The organism is Pseudomonas sp. SWI44 (assembly GCF_002947915.1).
GTDB lineage: Bacteria > Pseudomonadota > Gammaproteobacteria > Pseudomonadales > Pseudomonadaceae > Aquipseudomonas > Aquipseudomonas taiwanensis.
Window position 1 is genome coordinate 3,355,833 of the sequence record NZ_CP026674.1, and the last position, 23,961, is coordinate 3,379,793.

Sequence of the window (23,961 nt, forward strand, 5' to 3'; positions counted from 1 at the left end):
CGGTTGAACTAAGCTGGACCCGCAGCGGACCTCTGGAGCCCCCAATGATTCTGGCCGACCTTTCACCCGAAGCCTTTAGTGAGGCCACCGACTACCTGGCATCGCTCGACCCTGACTGGGCACGCCACATTGCCGCCACCGGCCCGTGCTTGCACCAGGCCACACCGGAACGCGAGCCATATGAAGCCTTGGTGCGGGCCATCGCCTACCAGCAACTGCATGCCCGCGCCGCTGAGGCGATTCTGGCGCGGTTGCTGGCGTTGTTTCCCGATGTGGCGTTTCCGGAACCGAGCCAACTGTTGGCGACCACGCCGGAGGTGATGCGTGCATGCGGTTTTTCTGCCAGCAAACTGGCGACCATCCATGGCATCGCACAGGCCAGGATGGACGGCGTGATTCCTGACCGGCAGGAAGCATTGAGCCTGACCGACGATGCGTTGATCGAGCGTCTGGTCGCCTTGCGTGGGGTAGGGCGCTGGACCGTTGAAATGTTGCTGATCTACTGCCTGGAGCGCTCGGATATCCTGCCGGTGGACGACTTCGGCGTGCGCGAGGGTTACCGCCGGCTCAAAGGCTGGGACAAGGCACCGACGCCCGCACAGCTGCGCTCGCTCGGCGGCGCCTGGAGCCCCTATCGGACGGTAGCTGCGTGGTACCTGTGGCGGGCTTGAAAGCCAGCGGCAGGCAAGAACAGACAGAGGAAATCATGAGCCTTTACATCACCGATGCCCAACGCTGGCAAGCCGTTCAAAGCCGCGACAGTGCAGCCGCCGACGATTTCGTCTATGCCGTGCGCACCACCCAGGTGTACTGCCGCCCTGGTTGCAAATCGCGCATGGCCAAGCGTGAGAATGTCGTGTTCTTCGACGATGCCGCAGCGGCTCAAGCGGCCGGCTACCGACCTTGTCGCCGCTGCGGCGTCGACCATGACGCTGCAGCGGCTCGGCGCACCCAGCTGATCGCCCGGGCCTGTCGCCTGATCGAAGCTGGCGACAGTGCCGCCAACCTCGATCAGCTTGCCGCGCAACTGGCCGTCAGCCCTTTTCACCTGCATCGCCTGTTCAAGGCCGAGACCGGCCTTACTCCCAAGGCCTATGCCGCCGCATTTCGTGCCCGCGCCTTGCGCGAGCAACTGGGCGATGAGCAACGCTCGATGACCGAGGCCATCTACGAGGCCGGCTACAACTCCAACAGCCGCTTTTACGAAACCGCCGGGCAGCGCCTGGGCATGCTGCCCAAGGCCTACAAGGCTGGCGGCGCTGGCGCGACGATTCGCTTCGCGCTGGGTGAATGTTCACTGGGGGCGATTCTGGTGGCGCAAAGCGAGAAGGGTATTTGCGCGATTTTGCTGGGTGACGACCCCGAAGCGCTGTTGCATGAGCTCCAGGACCAGTTCCCCAAGGCCAGCCTGATCGGCGGCGACAGCGAATTCGAACGACTGGTCGCTGAAGTGGTGGGGTTCGTCGAAGCCCCTTCCATCGGCCTGGCATTGCCCCTGGACGTCCAGGGCACGGCCTTCCAGGAGCGGGTCTGGCAGGCCCTGCGCGAAGTTCCGGCGGGCAGCCGGGTCAGCTACACCGACATCGCCGAGCGCATTGGCGCGCCCAAGGCAATGCGCGCCGTGGCGCAGGCCTGCGCCGCCAACCGCATTGCGGTGGCCATTCCGTGCCATCGGGTAGTGCGCCGCGACGGTGATGTCAGCGGCTACCGCTGGGGAGTGGAGCGCAAGGTCCAGTTGTTGACGCGAGAAACGGCACTCTCCTGATTGCCTGGAGCAGCGTAGAATCCCCCGCCAAATCGCGTTGTGAAGAGGAATTTTCGATGAGGCGTGTAAGCCTTGCCCGTTATTGCCTGGGCGTAATCGCCCTGATGCTGGCGCTGGCCACCCCAGCCTGGTCGGCACCGGCTACGCCGGTTTCCAACCTGGCGGGCGGTGAATTGCCGGTGTTGGCTGAAGACGCCAGCCTTGACCAATTGAACGAACGGCTCGACTTCATTCGCCAGGGCGTGACCAGCAACGCCAACGATGACTTGCTGTCGCAGCTGCGCCAAGCGGCCATTCAGGTCCAGCGTCAAGCCGATGTCCTGAGCTCTCAGCGGGCCACCGATGTGCAGAAACTCGACGACCAGCTCAAGGTCATCGGCCCCGCGCAACCCGATGAACCCCAGAGCCTTGCCCAGCAGCGCAAGCAGCTCGAAGCCGAGCACAAGGCAGTGCTCGCCGAGCAGGAGCAAGCCACCAAGCTGACCCAGTCGGCCCGTGACCTGTCCACGCAGATCGTCAACCTGCGCCGCAGCCAGTTCAACTCGCAGGTCACCAGTCGCGCTGCCAGCCCACTGAGCCCGGCTTTCTGGCAAACGCTGATCCGCCCCACCGAAGAGGACGTACTGCGCCTTCGCGACCTGCGCAGCGAAGCGGCCGATGCGGTGGCCAGTGCCTTCAGCGCCGAGCATCGCTGGCTGTTCATCACCAGTCTGGTGGCTGCGATTCTGGTCTGGACGCTGGTCCGTCGCGTACTCGAACGTCTACTTGCCGATGCCATGGTCCGCTGGTTGCCGGAAGGGCGTCTGCGGCGTAGTGCGTTGGCCTTGAGTGTGAGCCTGGCCACCCTCGGCACCATCGCAGGCTCCGTCTCGCTGCTGCGTTGGGGCCTTGAGAGCAGCGCCGAGCTGGGCGCGGACCTGGCCAGCCTGACCAATCATATTCTCACCCTGGTCGTGTTCAGCGCCTTCATTTCGGGACTGGGCCGCGCCATGTTGATGCTGCAGCGCCCGTCCTGGCGCTTGCCGCCGATTCACGACGAAGTCGCCAGTGCCCTGGGTTGGTTCCCCAAGCTGCTGGCCCTGGCGCTGATGGTGATGCTGACCCAGGAGCGCATCAACAGCGTGATCGGCTCCAGTCTGGCGCTGACCGTCGCCACCAACGGCCTGACCGCGCTGGTGGTGGCGCTGATCTTCTCGGCAGCGCTGCTGCGCTACCGTCGTACCCTGCGCAAGCATGAGCTGGAGCGCCCGACCGGCTTGGCCGGGTTGATACCCTTCGTGATCGTGGTGTGGGTGGGGCTGATTCTGTTGGCGCTGCTCGCCGGCTACCTGACCTTGGCCTATTTCCTCACGGCCAAGTTGCTGTGGATCAGCGTGGTCGCCACCTGCGCCTACCTGCTGACCACATTCCTGGGAGACCTCTGCGAAACCTTGCTGTCGCCACGCCAGCCTGGCGGCCTGGCCCTGGCCTCGGCGCTGGGCCTTGCGCCGCGTCACCAGGCCCAGGCCAGCACTATCCTGGCCGGTATCGGTCGCACCGCGCTGTTGTTCCTGGCGTTGTTGCTGGCGCTGATGCCATCGGGCACCAGCCCGGGCGAGCTGCTGTTGAGCTTGGGCGACTGGGATGGCACGGGCGGCAAGGTGCTGGGCAACCTGAACATCGTGCCGCAAGACATCCTGCTGGCCTTGGTGATGTTCTTCGGCGGCCTGTTTGGTATCCGCGTGGTCAAGCGTTGGCTGAGCGAGCGCCTGCTGCCGGAGACCGACATGGATGCCGGCATGCGCGCGTCCCTGGTGACCCTGGTCGGTTACCTGGGCTTCCTGTTCCTGGCCATGCTGGTGATGTCGACCTTGCGCATCAACCTGACCAGCCTGACCTGGGTAGTCAGTGCCCTGTCGGTTGGTATCGGTTTCGGCTTGCAGCAGATCGTGCAGAACTTCATATCTGGCCTGATTCTACTCACCGAGCGTCCGGTCAAGGTGGGTGATTGGGTCAGCTTGGCTGGGGTCGAGGGTGATATTCGCCGTATCAACGTGCGCGCCACCGAAATCCAGATGTCTGACCGTTCGACGGTGATCGTGCCCAACTCGCAGTTCATTTCGCAGAACGTGCGTAACGTCACCATGGGCAATGCCCTGGGTGTGGTCGGCATCAGCCTGACCCTGCCGTTGGAGACCGATGCCAATCGGGTGCGTGAGTTGTTGCTGGCGGCGTATCGCGAGCACGAGTCGATTCTGGATGCGCCGGCCAGTTCGGTGACCTTCAAGGATCTCACGGCCAGCGGCATGGTGATCGCGGTCAGTGGCTATGTAGCGGGGCCGCGCCAGGTGTCGGGGACGCGCAGTGATCTGCTGTTCACCATCCTGGGCCGCTTGCGTGACGAAGGGATTTCCCTGTCTTCGCCGCAGAGTATGGTGCTAGTGCAGGAGGGGGCGCGTCCGGCTGACGAACAGGCATGAGGTGTGGGGCTGCTCTTGGGGCTGGCTTGGGATTTGTGGGGGGCGCAAATCGAGCGCCGCCCGCGCGGCGCATCGCGAGCAAGGCTCGCTCCTACGTTTGTTTCGGGCCAGTAACGGCAGTGAAAGACGCGCGCGACTCGTAGGAGCGAGCCTTGCTCGCGATGCGTCGCACGGGTGGCGCGCTGTCGATTCTGGGTGCGCCGGCCAGCGGTGTGGTGATCGCGGTCAGTGGCGACGTGGGGTCCGGCTGACGAACAGGCATGAGGTGTGGGGCTGCTCTGGGGGCTGGCTTGGGATTTGTGGGGGGGCGCAAATCGAGCGCCGCCCGCGCGGCGCATCGCGAGCAAGGCTCGCTCCTACGTTTGTTTCGGGCCAGTAACGGCAGTGACGGGCGCGCGCGACTCGTAGCGCATCGCGAGCAAGGCTCGCGCCTACGTTTGTTTCGGGCCAGTAACGGCAGTGAAAGACGCGCGCGACTCGTAGGAGCGAGCCTTGCTCGCGATGCGCCGCGCAGGCGGCGCTCGGTCTCCCAGGCACCCAAGCTGGTCTGGCTAGCCCCCGTATTGCCCTTAACCCAAGCAGCGCGTCACATGCTTGACCGACAGATACCCCGACAACCCCCAAGGCCCGAGCTCGCGCCCGATGCCGCTGCCCTTGGTCCCGCCCCACGACGTTTCGACGAACACCGCCTGCACCGAGTTGATCCACACGTGCCCGACCTCCAGCGCATCGGCCACACGCTCGGCGCGCTCAAGGTCGGCGGAGCAGACGGTAGCGACCAGGCCAAAGCGGCTGTCATTGGCTTCGGCAATCGCCTGCGCTTCGGTCGAGAAGCGACGAGCACAGAGCACCGGCCCGAAGATTTCTTCCGTCCACAGGCGGCTGTCCTTCGGTACCTCGGCATACAGCGTGGGGCTGACGAACCAACCGTCACGGTCCAGCGCCTTGCCACCGGCCAGGCACTGCAAGCCCTCTTCACGCGCCGTGGCGAAGTAACTGGCCACTTTCAGCCATTGCGCCTGGCTAGTCAGCGGCCCCATGTCCACTTCCTCAATCAGCGGATTGCCAACCCGCAGCTTGTCCAAGGCTTGCTGCAGGCGCGGCAGCAATGCATCGGCGATGCCGTCCTGCACCAGCAGTCGTGAGGTGGCAGAGCACATCTGCCCGGCATTCCAGGTGATACCCGCGACGATCCAATCGACCGCCTGGTCGACATCGCAATCATCGAACACCACGATGGCCGATTTACCACCCAGCTCCAGCGTCACCGGCCGGCACTGGGCCGAAGCGCTGCGCATCACCTGGCTGCCAACACTGTTGCTGCCGGTGAACGACAGTTTGTCCAGGCCGTTGTGGCCGCTCAGGGCAGCGCCGGTTTCAGCCTTGCCGTTGACGATGTTCAGCACCCCTGCAGGCAGGCCCAGGGTGTCGGCGATCTGGCCGTAGGCCTGTTCGATAAGCGGGGTCACTTCCGATGGCTTGAGCACCACGGTGCAGCCGGCCGCTAGGGCTGGGGCGAGCTTCCAGGCGCTGGTCACCAATGGGAAGTTCCACGGTACGATCAGGCCCACCACGCCCACCGGCTCCAGCCGCGTGCGGGCGGTGAAGCCGGGCGCGGCCAGTGGCACGTCGCGGTTCTTTGCCGGCAGCTGTTCGGCGAGGTCGGCGTAGTAGGCAAAGGTGGCCACGGCGTCGTCCAGGTCAATTTCGGCCTCGTGGCGTGGCTTGCCGTTATTGCGCATCTGCAAGCCGATCAGCTCTTCACGGCGTTGCCCAAGCTGCTCGGCAAAGCCGCGCAGGAACGCCGCGCGTGCGGCGGCGCTGACGGCTTTCCAGGTGGTCAGTGCCTGGCGGGCGGCGGCGACCGCCTGGTCGACCTGGGCCACGCTGGCGGCCCTCAGCTCGGCGAACGGCTGGCCGAGCGACGGGTCGTTGACGGTGATGCAATCGCTGCCCTGGCCTTCGACCCAGCGGCCAGCGATGTAGTGGGAATGGGTCATGGTCGGACTCCGGTCAGGCCATTTCGGCAGTGGTTACGGGCAGGTGCGGGGTGCGTTTGCTGGGCACCCAGCGAGGGCCATTGGGGCCATACACGCCTGCAGGTTCAGGGAACACGTTGAGCAGAATGAGGTACAGCACTCCGGCCAGCCCGAGGGTCACCGGCAAGCTCAGGTCGATGCCGCCAGCCAGGTCGCCCAGCGGGCCGACGAATTGCCCAGGCAGGTTCACGAAGCACAGGCCCACCGCCGCACTCGGGATCCATGCGCCCATGCCTCGCCAGTTCCAGCCGTGCAGGAACCAGTAGTGACCGCCGCGCTGGCCGCGGGTGAACACTTGCAGGTCGTCGGCGTGGTAGAAGCCACGGCGGGTGATCAGGCCAAGGATCATGATCACCATCCAAGGGCTGGTACAGGTGATGATCAGCACGGCGAAGGTCGACACGCTCTGCACCAGGTTGAAGGTGAAGCGACCGATGAAGATGAAGGCGATCGCGGCTACGCCGATCAGCAGGGTCGCCCCGGCGCGGCTGAGCAGGCGTGGGAACACGCTGGACATGTCCAGGCCGGTGCCGTACAGCGCGGTGGTGCCGGTCGACATGCCGCCGATCACCGCGATCAGGCATACCGGCAGGAAGAACCAGCTAGGCGAAATCGCCAGCAGGCCGCCGACGTAGTTGTTGGCGGCGATGTAGTCGGGCGCCTGGCTGGCCACCAGGGTGGCGGTGCACAGGCCGAACAGGAACGGGATCAGCGTTGCGACCTGGGCGGCGATGACCGCCAGCATGATGCGTGCCTTTGGCGTTTCCCGCGGGATGTAGCGCGACCAGTCGCCAAGAAAGGCGCCGAACGACACCGGGTTGCTCATGGCCAGGATCGCTGCACCGACGAACGCTGCCCAGAAGCCAGGCTGGCCGAGGTTCACGCTACCGGCAAAGTCCGCGTCGAAAGGCCCGGCAAAGGCGAAGATGCCCAGCAGGAACAGCAGGCTCGACGCCCACACGGCAATCTTGTTGACCCACAGCATGAAGCGGAAGCCGAAGATGCACACTACCAGCACCAGCACGGCGAACAGACCGTAGGCTAGGCCCAGGGTGAGGTCGGTTTCCGGCAGCCCGGCCAGGCGCTTGGCACCACCTACCAGGGCGTCGCCCGAACTCCAGACCGACAGCGAGAAGAACGCCACTGCCGTGAGCAGTGAGAGGAACGACCCGACGATTCGTCCATGCACGCCGAAGTGCGCGCCCGAGGACACTGCGTTGTTGGTGCCGTTGAGTGCACCGAACAGGCCCATTGGCGCAAGGATCAGCGAACCGACACCGACGCCCAGCACAATGGCCCAGACCCCGGCCTGAAACGACAGCCCGAACAGCACCGGGAAGCTGCCCAGTACCGCCGTGGCGAATGTGTTGGCGCCGCCGAAGATCAGGCGGAACAGGTCCAGTGGGGAAGCGTCGCGTTGATCGTCGGGGATCTGTTCGACGCCATTGGTCTCGATACCGGTCGAGTGGCTCATGATGATGCTCCAGCGCGGTTGTTGTAGGTCGGCGCGGTGCGCGGACCCTCTTGTGGGTGCGATGGCAGAGCGGCAAGGCCGCGTAAAAGGTGTAGGTCAGGCGGCGGTGACGACCGACAAGTGCTCGTGGCACGCCAGCCAGCGTTCGCCCTGGCGACGGAACACGATGGTTTCGCGCTCGGCCAGTTGGTGCTCTTGATCGGCCATGCGGATATGCGTGGCGACATCGTGCATGAACACCGCCACATCGCCTTGCAGGCTCACATGCACATTGCTCGACCGGCACGCCAGCACGGCGAACCCTTCGGCTTGCCATTGCGCCCAGAGGTCTTCGTAGGCGCGACGAGAAAGCAGCGGCTGCGGCAAGGTATGGAACAGGAAGGTGGCGTCTTCGCTGAAGCAGGCGAAGTAGCGGGCGGTATCGTTGCTGGCGAAGGCTTCGACGAGGTCGGCAGCGGCCTGCCGTACCTGGAGTGTCTGGTCCACGGGAGTGGCCTCACGGTTTTTGTGATTGTGGTGAAGCGATTCTGGTGGGGGGCGCTGACGGGAAAAATCGCTGGCAGGAAATAATTAGTTCAGGAATTTGTGAAGTGACCAGGGGAGGATGCCCATCCGTGGCGTATTGCCGAAACCAGCGCGCTGCGCAGCCCTTGCCGACTGGCGGTCATCCTGTCTGCGCATCCTTGCCTACGCTGAATTACCCACGCACAGAAGCAAGGAGTTGCGCCATGACGTTCCAATACAAGCGCCTGGACAAGAACGATGCCGCGGTACTGCTGGTCGACCACCAGGCCGGCCTGCTCTCGCTGGTACGGGATATCGACCCCGACCGTTTCAAGAACAACGTGCTGGCCCTGTCGGACCTGGCCAAGTACTTCAAGCTGCCCACCATCCTCACCACCAGTTTCGAAACCGGCCCCAATGGCCCGCTGGTGCCCGAGCTCAAGGCGCAGTTCCCCGACGCCCCGTACATCGCCCGTCCCGGCAACATCAACGCCTGGGACAACGAAGACTTCGTCAAGGCGGTGAAAGCGACCGGCAAGAAACAACTGATCATCGCCGGCGTGGTCACCGAGGTGTGCGTGGCCTTCCCGGCGCTGTCGGCACTGGAAGAAGGCTTCGAGGTGTTCGTCGTCACCGACGCCTCCGGCACTTTCAACGAACTCACCCGCGACTCGGCCTGGCGCCGCATGGAAGCGGCCGGGGCACAGCTGATGACCTGGTTCGGCGTGGCCTGCGAGTTGCACCGCGACTGGCGCAACGACATCGAAGGGCTGGGAACGCTGTTCTCCAACCACATCCCCGACTACCGCAACCTGATGACCAGTTACAACAAGCTGGCCAAGTAAAGCAGCGGTGCGACGCTTGCGGGGCAGCAGCGAGCCCCGCGAGCCATCCAGCAAACCCCCATTAATCGACCATACTCAGTCATCATTCGCCTCCGGGAGCAGGCCATGTCCAAGTCGGCCAAAAAGAAAGCCACCCAGTCATCCGACGAAAAGCTCAGCGGCAAGGACTATGAGAAAGCGCTCAAGTCCCTGCACGTCGAACTGGTCAAGCTTCAGGAATGGGTCGTGGCCAAGGGCCTTAAGGTATGCATCGTTTTCGAAGGCCGTGATGGCGCGGGCAAGGGCGGGACCATCAAGGCCATCACCGAGCGGGTCAGTCCACGAGTCTTTCGGGTGGTTGCGTTACCGGCACCCACCGAGCGGGAAAAGACCCAGATGTACGTGCAACGCTACCTGGGCCACCTGCCTGCCGCTGGCGAGGTGGTGATCTTCGACCGCAGCTGGTACAACCGCGCCGGGGTCGAGCGGGTGATGGGGTTCTGCACCGAGGAGCAAGCCAACAAGTTCCTCACCGTGGTGCCGCTGTTCGAGAAGATGATGGTCGAGTCTGGGATCATTCTGATCAAGTACTGGCTTGAAGTCAGTGCAGAGGAGCAGACCCGACGGCTGCAGGACCGCATCAACGATGGGCGCAAACTGTGGAAGCTGTCGCCGATGGACCTGAAGTCCTATTCACGTTGGGACGACTACACCCATGCCCGTGACGAAATGTTCGCCGCCTCGGACTCATCCTGGGCGCCCTGGTTCATGGCGCACTCCAATGACAAGCGGCGCGCGCGGCTCAATATCATCAGCCACCTGCTGTCGCGCATCGAGTACAAGGACGTGACCCGCGAAGAGATCGTCAAGCTGCCCAAGCGCGGCAAGATCGGCAAGTACAAGTCCGTGGACTACCCCTTCAAGGTGGTGCCGGAACGGTTTTGACACGTGTGAAACAGCCCGTCAGTTGGCAGTCGGCGTTGGCAAGAGGGTCCGTATCGACAGTCGGGGTTCGCTTCCGACAAAGCCAGGGGATAAGCGGCCATGCCACACGACGGCAGTCTGCTACAGGCGACAGTGGTCTTCTTGCTGGCCGTGGTGCTGTTGGTGCCACTGGCGCAGCGTCTGAAACTGGGGGCGGTACCGGGCTATCTGCTGGCCGGTATCCTCATCGGCCCATCCATGTTGGGCTTGATCAACCATCCCGAGAACGTTTCCCGCCTCTCCGAAATGGGCGTGGTGATGCTGTTGTTCGTGATTGGCCTGGAGCTTTCGCCGCGCCGCCTGTGGACCATGCGCCGGTCGCTGTTCGGCGTTGGCTCGCTGCAGGTGGCGCTGACCGCCGTGGTGCTGGGGTTGCTGGCGTACCTGGTGTTCGGCCAGCCGAGGGCGGCGGCGATTGTGCTGGGCCTGGGCCTGGCGCTGTCGTCCACCGCCTTCGGTTTGCAGGTGCTGGCAGAGCGCCGGGAACTGGGTAAGCCGCAAGGGCGACTGGCTGTGAGTATCCTGTTGTTCCAGGACATCGCGGCCATTCCGCTGATCGCCGTGGTACCCCTGCTTGGTACCGGTATCAGTCCGCCGGAGGAGGGTAGTTGGCCATTGTTGGCGGTGGCATTGGGCGTTGGTTTGGTGATCGTGACGGGTCGCTACCTGCTGCAACCGGTATTCCGCTGGACCGTCGGCTCGGGGCTGCATGAACTGTCGACCGCTACGGCATTGCTGGTGGTGCTGGGCACCGCCTGGGTAATGGAGCATGTCGGGGTTTCCATGGCCTTGGGCGCTTTCCTCGCGGGTGTGGTGATGGCCGATTCGCCGTTTCGCCATGAGTTGGAGTCCCAGGTCGAGCCACTCAAGGGGCTGCTGTTGGGGCTGTTCTTCGTCGGCGTGGGGATGACCGCCGACTTGCGCCTGCTGCTGAGCATGCCGGTGCAAGTGTTGGGGCTCACCGTGTTGCTGGTGGGGGTCAAGTTACCGCTGCTGTTCATGCTTGGACGCACCGCGGGCGGCCTGGAGCGGGCCCAGGCACTGTGCCTGGCGGTGGTGCTGGCCTCGGGCGGTGAGTTCGCCTTCGTGGTGTTCAAGCTGGCGTTGGAGCATCGAGTGCTGGAGCAGCAGGTACACGACCTGCTGGTGCTCGCCATCACCCTGTCGATGGCCGTGGTGCCGCTGGTGATGATGGCCCTGGCCCGCCAGTTGCGCGATGACGCGACGGTGGCCGCAGCCGCTGCGGCCCTGCCGGAAGTCGACGAAACACCCCAGGTAGTGGTGGCCGGCCTCGGGCGCATGGGCGGTGCCATCGTGCGCATGCTGCATGGCGAGGGCGTGCGCCTGGTGGCGCTGGACACTTCGATCGAGTCAGTAAGCCGCAGCAGCGAGCCGGATGGCCCACTGGTGTTCTTTGGCGACCCGTCTCGCTCGGAGATCCTGCGGGCGGCCAGGGTCGACCAGGCCAAGCTGGTGATCGTCGCTACCGACGACCCGCAGGCCAACCTCAAGGCTGCCGATGTGCTGGCGCATCTTTATCCACAGACCCCAGTGATCGCCGCTGCGCGTGACAGCCAGGAGGCGCTGCGGCTGCTTGCCATGGGCGTCGATCCAGTGCGCGAGACCTTCCATTCCAGCCTGGAGATGGCGCGCCGGGCCCTTATCGCGTTGGGGTACAGCGAAGAGCAGGCGTCGGCCTGGGTTCAGCGATACCAACGGCAAGAGGCACGCAGGCTGCTGGATCAGCAGCACGGCAAGGGTGATTTTCCAGGTGCTCGCTGAGCGCCCTGAAGCTTCGCAGCACAGACACGCGCCATGGGGCGCACTGATCGTTCATCCGCTGAATGCGGCCAGGAGGTGAACCATGCAGTCGGGTTTCAAGCTGGACAGCGCCCTGTCGCGAGGGCTGCTCGACGTGCTGATCAAGGCCGGGCTGGTGGCGGCCCTGGTGATCTTTGCCTTTCAGGTGTTCGAGCCGTTTCTGGAGCTAATGCTCTGGGCGGTGATCCTGGCGGTCACCTTGTATCCGCTTTATAGCCGGATCAAGCGCCGTATCGGTCTGAAAAACGGGTATGTCGCAACGCTCGTGGTCTTGCTCGTGCTGGTGGTGTTGTTGGTCCCGATCTATCTGGTGGTGGTTTCCATTGGCGAGTCCGTTCATAGCCTGGTGGCGCTGCTCAAGGAGGGCGGTTGGAGTGTGCCTGCGCCACCGGAATCAGTGGCAGGCTGGCCCCTCATCGGCCCTCGGCTGTATGCCTTCTGGCAGTCGGCTTCCGAAAGCCTGGCCCCGGTGATGAACAACCTGATGCCACATCTCAAAGGCGTAGGGCTGAGCATGCTGGGCGCCGCGGCGAGTGCGGGCGGGGCGTTCCTGTTGTTCATCGGTGCCGTGATCATCTCGGGTGTGATCATGGCCTTCGGCGAGCGTGGCGAGATTGCAGCACAGCGCATCGCCATGCGGGTATCCGGCGAAGAGCGCGGCAAGCCGTTGGCCAAACTGTGCACCGCGACGATACGGGCGGTCGCCCAGGGCGTGATTGGCATCGCCTTTATCCAGATGCTGCTGATTGGCGTCGGTTTCGTGGTCAAGGGCGTGCCGGGGGCGGGCATGTTGGCGATCGTTGTGTTGATGCTGGGGATCGCCCAGGCGCCAGCGACCCTGGTGACCGTTCCGGTGATCATCTACGTATTCAATGTCGAGGGTTTCACCGCTGCGACCATTGTCTTTGCCGTCTACACCTTCGTCGCGGGGCTTGCCGACAACGTGCTCAAACCGCTGCTGCTGGGGCGCGGGGTGGACGTGCCGATGCCGGTGGTGTTGATCGGAGCCTTGGGCGGCATGGTGGTCAAGGGCATCATCGGTTTGTTCATAGGCCCGGTCATCCTCGGCGTTGCCTATGTGCTTTTCTGGCAGTGGGTGGCGTTGCAGGTGCCGGAGCAACCTGTGCCGCCAGCAGCATGAGCCAGGCCAGTCATGCCCAAGCGCTGCCATGGCCTGATCCTGTTGTTGGTGCTCACCGGCTGTAGCCAGGTCGGCCCGGATTTCGCGGCGCCCCAGGACCGGTGGTTGCAAGGCTGGAGCACACCCCTGCTGGAACAGACGGGGCGTACCGCACCGACACCTGATCTGAGCCGGTGGTGGGCGGTGTTCGCCGACCCGACGCTGGATGCGCTGATTGCCGAGGCTGACGCTCAGAATACCAACCTGCGGGTGGCAGGCCTGCGCATCGTCGAGGCACGTGCGCAACTGGCCATTGTGCAGACCGGACGCTATCCCCAGTTGCAGCAGTTACGTGCGCAAAGCCTGTACCTCAAGCAGGACCAGTCCGGCACCCCGACCGCTCGTGACTCGGTGTTCTGGCAGTCCAGCCTGGGTTTCGACATTGCCTGGGAGGTGGATTTCTGGGGACGATTCAGCCGCGCCATCGAGTCGGCCGATGCCGCCTACTTCGCCTCCCAGGCCAACTATGCCGACGCCATGGTGCTGCTGCGCGCGCAGGTGGCCGACACCTATTTCGGCTTGCGCACCGCCGAGGCGCGCCTGGCCATCGCCCAAGAAAACGCTAGGCGCCAGGCCCGCAGCCTGGAAATCACCGAGCGGTTGTTCCGCCATGGCGAAAACGACGAGCTGGACTGGCAGCAGGCGCGCACGCAGTACCTGGCCACCCAGGCGACCATTCCCGAGTTCCAGAACCAGGTGAATGCCTTGCGAAATGTGCTGTGTTCGCTGATCGGCCGGCCGCCTGGTCCGTTGCCGGAGCTCGAAGCGCGCCATGGCCAGTTGCCTCTGCCGGATCGGGCGGTTCTGCAGGACGTGCCCGCCAACCTGCTGCAACGCCGCCCGGATATCCGCGCCGCCGAGCAGGCGGTGGCGGCGCAGTCGGCCCTGGTGGGCGTGGCCGAGGCTGATCTTTATCCGTCGTTGAGCTTGCTGGGCAGCATTGGCTGGAGCTTCGTCACGGCCAATCACGTGCCCGATACGTTCGACCTCGCAGCCGGACCGAGCCTGATCTGGAACCCGTTCGACTATGGCCGGCGCAAGAACGCCGTGCGGGTGGAGGATGCGCGTTTGCAGCAGTTGATCGAGCGGTATCACCAGAATGTGCGCGACGCTGCACGCGAGGCGGACGATGCCGCCAGCGGCCTGGTGCGCTCGCTGGAAAGCGCCGGTATTCGCCAGCAGGCGTCGCAGGCCGCGCAACGTTCGTTGAGCTTGGCCAGCTCGCAGTACCGTGAGGGCTTCGCCGATTTTCAGCGGGTGCTCGATGCCCAGCAGCTGCTGTTGCAGCAGCAGGACGGCTACCTGGTCAGCCGAGGCAACGCCGTCAGCAGCCTGGTGAGCCTGTACAAGGCGCTAGGTGGAGGCTGGGAGCAGGTTGGTGAGCCGATCCCGCCGGCGACCCGCCAGCAGATGCAACAACGCACCGACTGGGGAACGCTGCTCGATGGGCCAGCCCCTGAACATCAGGAAACAGGTACGCGAAGATGAGCGACGCCCAGGGTACACCGCCGACACCAGCAGCACCGGACCGGGGCATGCGCTGGGTGCTGCTGCTGATTGTCGTCAGCCTGGTCTGGTACCTGCTGGCCGACCGCTTCACGCCTTACACCCAGCAGGCCCGCTTGCAGGCCTACGTGGTACCGGTCAGTGCCGAAGTGGCAGGCCAGATCAGGCGGGTGGCGGTGGGCAACAACCAGGAAGTGCGCAGGGGCGATGTGCTGTTCGAACTGGACCCCGAGCAGTACCGCATCGCGTTGGCACGGGCCGAAGCGGACCTGGACACCATGCGCCGGCAGATCGGCGCCCATACTGCTGGCATCGACTCGGCCCAGGCCGCGCTGGTGGCCGCCCAGGCCAACGAGCGCAAGGCGCGGCAAGATGCCGAACGGTTGAAGCGGCTGATCGACGAGGACCCCGGCACGGTGTCGGTGCGGCGTCTGGAAGGGGCCCAGGCGACCCGCGACCAGGCCATCAGCCAGGTCGCCGCAGCCCGCGCGGAAGTCGAGCGGGCCCGTGAACAGCAGGGCGGGGCTGAAGCGGACAACGCCCAGTTGCGCAGTGCCGCGGCCAATGTGCAAAAGGCCCGTTTGGACCTGGCGCGCACCGTGGTACGGGCCGAGGCCAATGGCCTGATCACCGACCTGCGTACCGATGTGGGCCACTACGTCGCGGCAGGCAGCCCGATGATGACCCTGATCGCCATCCATGATCTGTGGATAAGTGCCGACATGACCGAGAACAACCTTGGCTACCTGCAGTCCGGTACGCCGGTACTGGTGGTGCTCGATGCACTACCGGGCAAGGTGCTGCGCGGGCGTGTGCGCAGTATTGGCCGTGGCGTGAGCGTTGGTCAGAGTACCCCGCCGGGCAGCTTACCGACGGTGCAGAACAGCCGTGAGTGGTTGCGTTCGGCGCAACGCTTTCCGGTAATCGTCGAGCTGGAACGCGATCAGCTGCAAAGCGCTGCCGGCCTGCGGGTAGGCGGTCAGGCCGAAGTCATGGCGCTGCCTCGCGAAGGCAACCCGCTGAACCTGTTGGCCAGGGTGTTCATGTGGCTGATGAGCTGGATGTCCTATGCCTATTGAGCTGCGTCGCTTGCGCGCCCTGCGCTTGGCGTGGGGCACGGCGTTGTGCCTGGCGGTCAGTTTCGGCCTTGGCCTGCCGGTGCCGATTCTGGCGCCTGTGTTCGCCGTGCTGCTGCTGGCGATGCGCAGCCAACCTCTGCCGTTGCGCGCCGCGCCGTTGCTGGCACTGCTGGTGCTGCTCAGTTGCGGCAGTGGCCTGTTGCTGATTCCGTTGCTGCGCCATGCCCCGGTCAGCGGGGTGCTGGTGGTTGGCACCGGCGTATACCTGGTACTGCGCTATGCCCTGCTGGGGGGCAACGGCTTGCTGGCGAACCTGCTGGTCATCGGCCTGACCATGATCGCCGCGGCAGGCACAAGTGACTTCACCCTGGCGCTGTCGGTGGTCGAGGCCATGGCCAAGGGCATGCTCCTGGCAACCCTGGGCTGTGCCCTGGCGCATCTGTTGTTCCCCGAACCTGCCGATGCTCCCGTCCCATCCCCCCCGGCACGGCTGAATGACAATGAGGTTGGGTGGGTGGCCTTGCGTGCCACCCTGATCGTGATGCCAGCGTTTCTGTTGGCATTGATCGCACCGGACACGTTCATGCCGCTGATCATGAAATCGGTGAGCTTGGGGCAACAGGCCGGCGAGACCCACGCGCGGCATGCCAGCCGCGAATTGATCGGTTCGACCCTGCTGGCCGGGGCGCTGGCGATCCTGCTGTGGGGTGCGCTTGGCCTGTTCGTGCACCTGTGGATGTTCTTCTTGTGGGGGCTGCTGTTCTGTCTTTGGCAGGCGCGCAGGCTCTACCAGGCAGTGATGACGCAGCAGACGCCGGCTTTTTGGATCAGTTGCCTGACGACGTTCCTGATCCTTCTGGGGCAATCGGTGCAGGACAGTGCAGCCGGGCAGGATGTGTACCGTGCGTTTGCCGTGCGCATGGCACTGTTCGTCGCGGTGTCGTTGTATGCCAGCGCGATGCTGATCTGGATCGACAGGCGTCGTGCCAGGCAGGTCGTCACGCCGTGATGTCATCCGCCAGGCTTTGTATGAAAAGCTTTGATACTCGGTGATGCTGCGTTGAAAACAGCCTCGGGGCCTGACGTTCGTCTCAAGACGTTTCATGTAGACCCTAGGGCTGCCAGTCGACGCCGGTATCCTTCAGGTAGGCATCCACGGCGGCGCCTACCGTGGGATGAAAGGCCTGCGCACCAATGCAATGGAACAGCTCGAAGCGCTTCATCTTGTCCTTGACCGGATCTTTCATCTCGGCAAATTGCAGCTCAACGCCACGGGATTCAAGGATGCGGTCCAGTTCGGCGAGCATGTCAGCGGAGGTGATGTCGATGCTGGTCACAGGCTCGGCGGCCACCACCAGGCGTTGTACCGGGGTCGGCGACTCGTCGATCGCTGCCATTACGGTGTTATGGAACTGCTCGGCATTGGCGAAGAACAGCGGAGCATCCCAACGCAGCAGCACCAGCCCCGGAATCCGTCGTGCGTGCGGGTGGCGCTCGATGTCGTGGTAACCGCGGGTGCCATCCACACGGCCCAGCACGGCGAAATGCGGACGCCAGCCGTCCCAGAGAAATTCGATCACCGAGATCACCACCGCGATGCCGATGCCAGGAATGGCGCCGAACACCGCCACGCCGACGAAGCAGGTGAACGACAACCAGAACTCCCATTGCTGCATACGGAAGATGCGCTTGAGGTCGGCGAACTCGAACAGCCCCAGCGCGGCGGCGATCACCACTGCCGCCAGGGCGCTGTTGGGCAGATAGCGCATCAGGTTGGGCGCCACCAGCAACAGGAGCGTGACTGCCAGCGCGCCGATGATGCCGGTCAGTTGGGTCTTGGAGCCAGCAGCTTCGGCGACTGGGGTGCGTGACGAGCTGCTGCTGATGGGGATGCCCTGGAACAACCCGGACGCCAGATTGGCCACGCCCAGGCCGAACATTTCCTGGTTCGGGTTCACCGGCGCCTTCAAGCGAGCGGCGTAGGTGCGCGACAGCACGCTGGTGTCAGCGAAGGACACCAGTGCCACGGCGATGCCGCCCAGTAGCACCTCCACCAGGTCAATGTCGCTCAGCCATGGAAAGGTGAAACTGGGCAGGCCCTGGGGCAGCTCGCCGAGCACCTTCACGCCCTGCTGGTCCAGGTTCAGCACGCTCACGGCCACGGTGGCCAGCACCACCGCGATGAGGATGCCGGGGAGACGTTTGTAGGGTTTGAGCAACACGATCAACGCCAGGCTGGCGCCACCCACCGCGAAGCTTGGCCAATGGCCTTGGCCGGCGAACAAGGCCTGGGCCAGTTGCCAGAGATCGCGCAAAGGGCCCTGGCTGTCGAACGAAAGGCCGAACAGCTTGGGTAGCTGGCTGATCAACACCGTCAGGGCAATGCCGTTCATATAGCCATAGCGGATTGGTTTGGACAGCAGTTCGGTGATGAAGCCCAGCCGCAGCAGGCCGGCGACCATGCAGAACGCACCGGCCACCAGGGCCATCATGCTGGCGATGGCGATAGCCCGTTGTGGGTCGCTGGCGGCGTATTGCACCACCACGGCGAGGATGGGGGCCGCCAGTGCCGAGTCCGGGCCGAGCACCAGAATGCGGCTGGGGCCGAACAGGGCGTACGCCAACAGCGGGACGATGGTGGCATACAGGCCGTAGATGCCCGGTACCCCGGAGGCTTCGGCGTAGGCGATCCCCACGGGGACCAGCATGGTGGTCAGGACCAGGCCCGCGGCGAGGTCCCTGGGGAGCCAGGTGGGTTGGTAGTGGAGTAGGGTGGCCAGACCGGGGAGCCAGCGTTGCCAGTCGAAGCGGGAGGCGCGAGGCGATTTTTCCATGGTGCAGGCTCCGGGAAGTGGGGGGCTCTACAGCACTAGCGCGCCCCCATCAACCTCAAGGATGCAAGACATTTGCGAACTTGCAACCCGCTGCTTGAGGTCACATCAGCTTGGGAATTGGCTTACCGGGGCCAGGAAGGGCTCACGGCTGCCCAGCGGGCAAAAGAAAACCCCTTGGGCATTGCTGCCCAAGGGGTTTTCGTATCGCGAGTGGCCTGGTCTCAGACGTTAGTCGGGAAGTAATGCCGTGAAGATCGTGTCTCGTGGGTGTTTGTACGAATAACACAATTCCGTGTACCCGGTTTTTTACCCGGTTTTGAGTCCGTGGGTAGTGTTACTGCGGTGTCTTAACGGTGCGGGTGTAGTATTCCTAGCTTCCGGCCAAGTACACGCCAGCATCGGCCTCCATCCTGACCAAGCTTTCAATGACTTGAGCGCGTTTCAGGCCATGCTTCTCTGCTAGCGCATCCAACTGGGAAATTACTGCTTTCGGGAGCATGACGTTGACCTGCTTCTTGTCAGCGGAGCGTTCATTGAATTGCCTTTTGCTCCAAAGCTTCCTGATCCTTTGGATGATAGCTACTCTCTCGTTTGAACCCATGTCTTCGTGGTCGAAGAACATCAGCAGCTCCTGATAGTTGCTGATGGGAATCTGTCTTGAGAATGGCTTCAAGTAATTCTTCTGTAGCCACTCCCAGGCGCAAAGGCATCGCTTCGTGCCCTCTTTCTGATCGCTAAACCACTCAAGCTGGCTGTCCATGGCTTTGTGTCTGCGCCATTGGTCATGAAGCCTTTCTACTGCACGCTGCTTCTTTTCGAGGTCGATTTTCCAAATGTCTAGGGCGGCTACGAGTCGATCCCGCCCCTGGAGGTGGACGAGACATCTGGGAAGGATTCGGTCTGTGAGAGTGTCAATTCTCGGGGTTAGCCATTGAAGCTGTCTTTGGCTGGCGGTGATCCAAGCCAGCTGTTCCTCTGGCAGCAAATAGCGATCTTTTTTGGCTCGAAAGCTTGAAGTGATATCCGGGGCCCCCTCTAGGGCCCAAGCGACCTCATCTCGCATAGTCGCTCCGCCGCACGAGTTGTCGTCGAGGTCAAATTTCTCGTGTATGCGCAGGCCAAGCCACAGCCAAGTTGCTTGCCGGTGATTTATCCAAGTGCCTAGGAGTGGAGTGATTGGGTCGGAGGGGTCGTTGACAGCCATTATCAGTTAGCTCTCTAGGTGTGAATCACTAGTGATACATCAAGCCTAATTCTAGTAAGGCTCTTTGTGTCTTCTATGTAGATTTTACTCGGGTTCTATGGATAGTCTACCGTTTTTATATGTCTGCTCTACGGACATTCTAGGAGTATTCTATTGGTTGGATTTTGGCTTTGATGACGATTTTAAAGGGTTTTATAGGAATTGGACGTTGCGTCAGCAGACCTTAGACTACGGTGATTGTGAAAGGAATTTGCCGCGAGCACTGCCTGTTGCTGGAGCGCTGAGCAAACAGCCGGGTGTGGCGCGGTGTCGCGGAGATCGTGTCGCTGTGGAGACGATCAGCTCTTGATGATGTTCGAATGGTTTCGAGTTCAGCGGCAAGGGCGGTGGAAAAACTGCGTCTGTCTTTCGGCCTGATCGCCACGCTCAGGAGGTCGGGGTGCAAGGCGGTATCGTGACGTGATGCTGTAGCCTATCAAGAACGCCTCTATGGCGAGTTGCAGGCTATGTCAGCGCGGCGTCAGAGCTATAACGGTTCGGCCGATGCCACCGACCACCCGGAGTCGTTGTCTGGAGTATCGACCTACTATCGCCGGTTATCCGGGGCGTCAGCCCGTAGAGCAACGCATAGGGGGCCTCGTAAGGCCACGTGGCGGGACTGTATGTGCCACGTCCCCATCGAATGAGCCTAGGATTCTTCAAGCATTACGGCGAGGAGCATTCGCACGGAGGGCTGAAATGCTGTTTACCTCAGAAGTTCAAACGCCTGCCTGGCGGGGAGCCGATGTCCCGTTTGGTAGGGGCAGGTCAGGGTGTTATGGTCGTTTAGTTTTTTTAAACGGCGCTTGCAGATCCTCTGAGCCACAGAGGAGCCTGCTCATGCGAATCATCCGCCTGAAAGAAGTCATCGATTCGACCGGTCTGGCGCGGTCGACCATCTACAAGCACATCGGGGAGGGCACCTTTCCGAAACCGGTGTCACTGGGCGACCGTTGCGTCGGTTGGGTCGACAGCGAGGTGCACGACTGGATCTTGGCAAGGATCGAGGAGCGTGACCTGGCAGAGGGTGCTGCGGTGCGCGCCACCGGCCACCTGAGTGTGGCCGGCTAGAACTAACCATCTGCGCCATGACTGGCTACGGCTGGTCATGGCGTTTATGCCCTTTGGTAAGGTCCAGTGTTCTCAGCTAACTCTCCCAAGACGCGATTCGGCAAATCTCTCGGCAGGCAGGCAATGTTGCTCTCCATTGGCAGCTCTCGCCGGGAGGGCTGGTAGTCGGCTGGGCTGCTTCTAGTGATATAGCTACTGTCTATCAAAACCTAATAATTCAATAGTTATTGACACTTATCCAGTACTGCACCTACTGCACAGGCAGGGATAGGTCATCGGTTAAAAAATACACAACACGTGCCTGGTATGCACAACAACCAACCAGGTACCTATCCATGACCAATCGCAAGACTCACACCCATCTTTCCCAGTCCGACATTGCCCTCCAGATCGAGCGACTTGTCCTGGCCATCGGAGATTCAGATTTACCGGCATTCCGAATCAAGCAAGCCCGCACAGGTTACGAACGGGTCCAAGAGACCAAGCGTTCTCGGTACTTCGATCACATCCAGCAGATGGTCGATCTATTTGAAGGCCGTATCGAATACAGCTACAGCGAGCACCTGCAAGCGTTTAGGGCTGCATGTCAGGACATCGGGCTGGAGCGCCACCCTGACGGCCCTGCCTGTCTGAATGAAGAGGGTACGGCTTACCTGGATCATCATCACAGCATGAACGTCTTGGTCGCCCGGATCCGTCAATTGACTCGTGAAGGGTGGTATCTCCGCAGGAAGCATGACCTCCGCCACCAGGCCAAGGAACAGGGGATCCAAGTCTGCGACTACGCCGATGCCTTATGTGAGCTCTACTCACGCATCACTATCGTCAGGGTCGACTTCCACTACCGTTCTGATGCCCAGGTCAGGCTGCGAGTCGAACATGTCTTCGATGACCTGGATGAACTGATTACCAAGCACAAGCGCAATACGATTTTTGACCATCTCATCGGCCACATTTATTCGGTGGAGCAGGGTGACAGGAAGGATGGTGGGGGCTACCACATCCATGCTGCCTACTTTTTCAATGGCAACGAGGTGCAGGGCGATGTTTACAAGGCCATCCAGCTCGGCGCGTTGTGGGAGGACATCACGCATGGTCAGGGCTACATCTACAGTTGCAACCACGATAAGGAGCAATACGGAGACGGGTGTGGTATCGGCCGCATCCTGAGGAGTGATCGAGCAATTCGGCGCCATGTGCACAAGGCAGTGAAGTATCTAGTCAAAGACGGTCAGCACCTGCGCTTGAGGCCCGAGGGGGCTCGAAGTCTGCGGACGGGTCAGATGAAGCGTCCGTATCGAGGGTGACAGGGTGTGGCTTTGGCAATGCGACCTCGTGCTTCTGTTGTTAGGGTGCAAAAGCTCGCCTGGTACGTGCTGACCTGCTAATTTGCCGGGTTTACAGTTTGCTGTCGGGCCGCTCGCACATTCCCTGAATGCCGGTCGCACTTTATTAGGCTGCCGACTGGGCAGGCACCTCGCTCGAGTGGATTGGCGCAGATGCAGTCTGGATAGAAAGAACAACGCTGCGATGACCTGTCGTCATCGCGCATGGATTGAAGGAAAGGGCTGAATGCCAACATTGAACTGGATCGGCAAAGAGGCCGTGGTCAGACACCACAAGGACGTACCCTTCCGCCTTCTGGAGCCGGTGAGGGAGCTATCCTGTGGCGACAATCACGGCAAGGACAGCGGCAATCTGATCGTGCAGGGCGACAACCTGCACGCGCTCAAGGCGCTACTGCCACGCTACGCAGGCCAGGTGAAGTGCATCTATATAGACCCGCCGTACAACACAGGCAATGAGGGGTGGGTGTACAACGATAACGTCAGCAGTCCGGAGATTCGCAAGTGGTTGGGCGAAGTGGTGGGCAAGGAAGGTGAAACGCTGGATCGGCACGACCGCTGGCTATGCATGATGTATCCACGGCTAGTGCTTCTAAAGCAGTTCCTGCGCGATGACGGAGCGATATTTGTGTCCATTGACGATAATGAAGTCGCCACACTGCGGCTGTTGATGGATGAGATTTTCGGTGCGAATAATTTTGTCACGCAGATTGAATGGCAAAAAATTTACACCGTTAAGAATTCCGCTCGTTACTTTTCAGAAATGCATGATCACATTATTTGCTTTGCGAAAAACAAACATAAATGGAGCATAAATCTCATTCCGCGTGCGTCTAAGCAGGACGATGCTTTTAAGAATCCAGACAACGATCCACGTGGTCCATGGAAAGCTACTCCGTTTCATGCGAGGAATGTTTATTCGCAGGGGTTGTATGAGATTGAGTCTCCGGTCGGAAAACGGATCAGCCCCCCATCAGGAACATACTGGCGTTATTCTCGCGATTCCTTTGACCGCATGCTCGCCGAGGATCGAATTTGGTGGGGAAAAAATGGTGAGGGTGTTCCGGCCGTCAAACGCTTCCTTTCGGAAGTCAAAGATGGTGTTACGCCAACTACGTTATGGTTGCATGAAGATGCGGGACACAATGCAGAAGCAAAGAATGAAGTGCGTGAAATTCTCAGCAAACTTCCCTCTGAAACCATAACCCCAAAACCTATTCGGCTAATCCAGCGTATCTTGCAAATCGCCACTGATAAGGACTCGTTGATTCTCGACAGCTTCGCCGGTTCAGGTACTACAGGCCACGCCGTGCTGCAACAGAACGCTGAGGACGCTGGTTCCCGCCGCTTCATCCTCGTAGAAATGGGAGAAGGCCTCGCCCAGAACATGACCGCCGAGCGGGTCCGACGTGTTGCGCAGGGCTACAGCAACGCTAAGGAGCAATCCATCGAGGGTTTGGGTGGCGGCTTTCAGTTCTGTCGTCTAAGTGAGCACCCGCTCTTTAATGCCGATGGCCAAATACGCAGCGACGTGACCTTTGCGCAGTTGGCTGAATTCGTCTGGTTCGCTGAAACCGGCACCGGTTTTGTCGGTCAGGCTGAAAGCCCACTACTGGGCGTGCATGAAGGCCGCGCTATCTACCTTTTGTACAACGGCATCCTCAAGGACAAGTCGGTGTCTGGCGGCAATGTGCTCACCGGCCCGGTGCTGGACGTTCTGCCGACTTTCGCTGGGCCGAAAGTGATCTACGCTGCCGCCAATCGCCTGGGCGCACGCGCCGCACGCGAAGGCATCACCTTCAAGCAAACCCCTTACGCGCTGGAGGTGTAAG

18 protein-coding genes are annotated in these 23,961 nt (G+C 62.1%); 13 read left to right on the top strand and 5 right to left on the bottom strand.

Features of this window, described 5'->3' with window-relative positions; translation table 11 throughout:
• Positions 1–44 precede the first annotated feature (44 nt).
• Genes C4Q26_RS15880 through C4Q26_RS15890 form a run of 3 tightly spaced genes read left to right on the top strand, consistent with a single transcriptional unit; the run spans position 45 to position 4,224 of the window.
• Positions 45–671, top strand: coding sequence for a DNA-3-methyladenine glycosylase (locus C4Q26_RS15880; protein WP_104881252.1), 627 nt, complete (start codon positions 45–47; stop codon positions 669–671).
• 35 nt (positions 672–706) lie between these two features.
• A complete protein-coding gene (ada, locus tag C4Q26_RS15885) occupies positions 707–1,765 on the top strand; it encodes a bifunctional DNA-binding transcriptional regulator/O6-methylguanine-DNA methyltransferase Ada (protein ID WP_104884050.1) in 1,059 nt (352 codons plus the stop codon).
• 56 nt (positions 1,766–1,821) lie between these two features.
• On the top strand, positions 1,822–4,224 hold the full coding sequence (locus C4Q26_RS15890; protein ID WP_023382373.1) for a DUF3772 domain-containing protein: 2,403 nt from the start codon (positions 1,822–1,824) through the stop codon (positions 4,222–4,224).
• Between the two features lie 569 nt (positions 4,225–4,793).
• On the opposite strand, the gene C4Q26_RS15895 is transcribed toward C4Q26_RS15890, so the two are convergent.
• The 3 genes from C4Q26_RS15895 to C4Q26_RS15905 all read right to left on the bottom strand — a co-directional run bounded on the left by C4Q26_RS15895 (position 4,794) and on the right by C4Q26_RS15905 (position 8,223).
• Positions 4,794–6,224, bottom strand: coding sequence for an aldehyde dehydrogenase family protein (locus C4Q26_RS15895; RefSeq protein ID WP_023382372.1), 1,431 nt, complete (start codon positions 6,222–6,224; stop codon positions 4,794–4,796).
• Positions 6,225–6,237: 13 nt separating this feature from the next.
• Complete coding sequence (locus C4Q26_RS15900; protein WP_023382371.1) at positions 6,238–7,737, bottom strand: cytosine permease; 1,500 nt, start codon at positions 7,735–7,737, stop codon at positions 6,238–6,240.
• A 96-nt stretch (positions 7,738–7,833) separates the two neighbouring features.
• The gene (locus tag C4Q26_RS15905) at positions 7,834–8,223 is read right to left on the bottom strand and encodes a nuclear transport factor 2 family protein (protein ID WP_023382370.1); all 390 of its coding nucleotides are present in this window, start codon (positions 8,221–8,223) and stop codon (positions 7,834–7,836) included.
• Between the two features lie 242 nt (positions 8,224–8,465).
• Here C4Q26_RS15905 and ycaC point away from each other — a divergent pair, with 242 nt between their 5' ends.
• From ycaC to C4Q26_RS15940, 7 genes are all read left to right on the top strand, one after another.
• Entirely contained in the window at positions 8,466–9,086 is a 621-nt protein-coding gene (gene ycaC / locus C4Q26_RS15910) for an isochorismate family cysteine hydrolase YcaC (protein WP_023382369.1), read from the top strand.
• Positions 9,087–9,191: 105 nt separating this feature from the next.
• Positions 9,192–10,010, top strand: coding sequence for a polyphosphate kinase 2 (gene ppk2 / locus C4Q26_RS15915; RefSeq protein WP_023382368.1), 819 nt, complete (start codon positions 9,192–9,194; stop codon positions 10,008–10,010).
• A 99-nt stretch (positions 10,011–10,109) separates the two neighbouring features.
• The gene (locus C4Q26_RS15920) at positions 10,110–11,831 is read left to right on the top strand and encodes a monovalent cation:proton antiporter-2 (CPA2) family protein (protein WP_081669693.1); all 1,722 of its coding nucleotides are present in this window, start codon (positions 10,110–10,112) and stop codon (positions 11,829–11,831) included.
• A gap of 82 nt (positions 11,832–11,913) precedes the next feature.
• A complete protein-coding gene (locus C4Q26_RS15925) occupies positions 11,914–13,011 on the top strand; it encodes an AI-2E family transporter (RefSeq protein WP_023382366.1) in 1,098 nt (365 codons plus the stop codon).
• Between the two features lie 12 nt (positions 13,012–13,023).
• Positions 13,024–14,538, top strand: a complete 1,515-nt coding sequence (locus C4Q26_RS15930) for an efflux transporter outer membrane subunit (RefSeq protein ID WP_104883291.1) — start codon at positions 13,024–13,026, stop codon at positions 14,536–14,538.
• Complete coding sequence (locus C4Q26_RS15935) at positions 14,535–15,635, top strand: HlyD family secretion protein (protein WP_027907463.1); 1,101 nt, start codon at positions 14,535–14,537, stop codon at positions 15,633–15,635. Before C4Q26_RS15930 ends, C4Q26_RS15935 begins: the two co-directional genes overlap by 4 nt.
• Entirely contained in the window at positions 15,625–16,644 is a 1,020-nt protein-coding gene (locus C4Q26_RS15940; protein ID WP_023382363.1) for a DUF2955 domain-containing protein, read from the top strand. Before C4Q26_RS15935 ends, C4Q26_RS15940 begins: the two co-directional genes overlap by 11 nt.
• Before the next feature lie 103 nt (positions 16,645–16,747).
• Here C4Q26_RS15940 and C4Q26_RS15945 read toward each other — a convergent pair whose 3' ends face one another.
• Together C4Q26_RS15945 and C4Q26_RS15950 are read right to left on the bottom strand one after the other, a co-directional pair.
• The gene (locus C4Q26_RS15945) at positions 16,748–18,469 is read right to left on the bottom strand and encodes a SulP family inorganic anion transporter (RefSeq protein WP_027907461.1); all 1,722 of its coding nucleotides are present in this window, start codon (positions 18,467–18,469) and stop codon (positions 16,748–16,750) included.
• 370 nt (positions 18,470–18,839) lie between these two features.
• Positions 18,840–19,673 (bottom strand): hypothetical protein, encoded by an 834-nt coding sequence (locus C4Q26_RS15950; protein ID WP_104883292.1) that lies wholly within the window; start codon positions 19,671–19,673, stop codon positions 18,840–18,842.
• Positions 19,674–20,552: 879 nt separating this feature from the next.
• Here C4Q26_RS15950 and C4Q26_RS15955 point away from each other — a divergent pair.
• From C4Q26_RS15955 to C4Q26_RS15965, 3 genes are all read left to right on the top strand, one after another.
• Positions 20,553–20,783 (top strand): AlpA family transcriptional regulator, encoded by a 231-nt coding sequence (locus tag C4Q26_RS15955; protein ID WP_104883293.1) that lies wholly within the window; start codon positions 20,553–20,555, stop codon positions 20,781–20,783.
• A gap of 335 nt (positions 20,784–21,118) precedes the next feature.
• On the top strand, positions 21,119–22,090 hold the full coding sequence (locus C4Q26_RS15960; protein ID WP_104883294.1) for an inovirus-type Gp2 protein: 972 nt from the start codon (positions 21,119–21,121) through the stop codon (positions 22,088–22,090).
• 265 nt (positions 22,091–22,355) lie between these two features.
• Entirely contained in the window at positions 22,356–23,960 is a 1,605-nt protein-coding gene (locus tag C4Q26_RS15965) for a site-specific DNA-methyltransferase (protein ID WP_104883295.1), read from the top strand.
• The last annotated feature ends 1 nt before the right edge of the window (position 23,961 follow it).

Coding starts and splice junctions, on each gene's coding strand:
- C4Q26_RS15880 (WP_104881252.1), top strand. CDS start 45: ATGATTCTGGCCGACCTTTCACCCGAAGCCTTTAGTGAGGCCACCGAC.
- ada (WP_104884050.1), top strand. CDS start 707: ATGAGCCTTTACATCACCGATGCCCAACGCTGGCAAGCCGTTCAAAGC.
- C4Q26_RS15890 (WP_023382373.1), top strand. CDS start 1,822: ATGAGGCGTGTAAGCCTTGCCCGTTATTGCCTGGGCGTAATCGCCCTG.
- C4Q26_RS15895 (WP_023382372.1), bottom strand. CDS start 6,224: ATGACCCATTCCCACTACATCGCTGGCCGCTGGGTCGAAGGCCAGGGC.
- C4Q26_RS15900 (WP_023382371.1), bottom strand. CDS start 7,737: ATGAGCCACTCGACCGGTATCGAGACCAATGGCGTCGAACAGATCCCC.
- ycaC (WP_023382369.1), top strand. CDS start 8,466: ATGACGTTCCAATACAAGCGCCTGGACAAGAACGATGCCGCGGTACTG.
- ppk2 (WP_023382368.1), top strand. CDS start 9,192: ATGTCCAAGTCGGCCAAAAAGAAAGCCACCCAGTCATCCGACGAAAAG.
- C4Q26_RS15920 (WP_081669693.1), top strand. CDS start 10,110: ATGCCACACGACGGCAGTCTGCTACAGGCGACAGTGGTCTTCTTGCTG.
- C4Q26_RS15925 (WP_023382366.1), top strand. CDS start 11,914: ATGCAGTCGGGTTTCAAGCTGGACAGCGCCCTGTCGCGAGGGCTGCTC.
- C4Q26_RS15930 (WP_104883291.1), top strand. CDS start 13,024: ATGCCCAAGCGCTGCCATGGCCTGATCCTGTTGTTGGTGCTCACCGGC.
- C4Q26_RS15935 (WP_027907463.1), top strand. CDS start 14,535: ATGAGCGACGCCCAGGGTACACCGCCGACACCAGCAGCACCGGACCGG.
- C4Q26_RS15940 (WP_023382363.1), top strand. CDS start 15,625: ATGCCTATTGAGCTGCGTCGCTTGCGCGCCCTGCGCTTGGCGTGGGGC.
- C4Q26_RS15945 (WP_027907461.1), bottom strand. CDS start 18,469: ATGGAAAAATCGCCTCGCGCCTCCCGCTTCGACTGGCAACGCTGGCTC.
- C4Q26_RS15950 (WP_104883292.1), bottom strand. CDS start 19,673: ATGGCTGTCAACGACCCCTCCGACCCAATCACTCCACTCCTAGGCACT.
- C4Q26_RS15955 (WP_104883293.1), top strand. CDS start 20,553: ATGCGAATCATCCGCCTGAAAGAAGTCATCGATTCGACCGGTCTGGCG.
- C4Q26_RS15960 (WP_104883294.1), top strand. CDS start 21,119: ATGACCAATCGCAAGACTCACACCCATCTTTCCCAGTCCGACATTGCC.
- C4Q26_RS15965 (WP_104883295.1), top strand. CDS start 22,356: ATGCCAACATTGAACTGGATCGGCAAAGAGGCCGTGGTCAGACACCAC.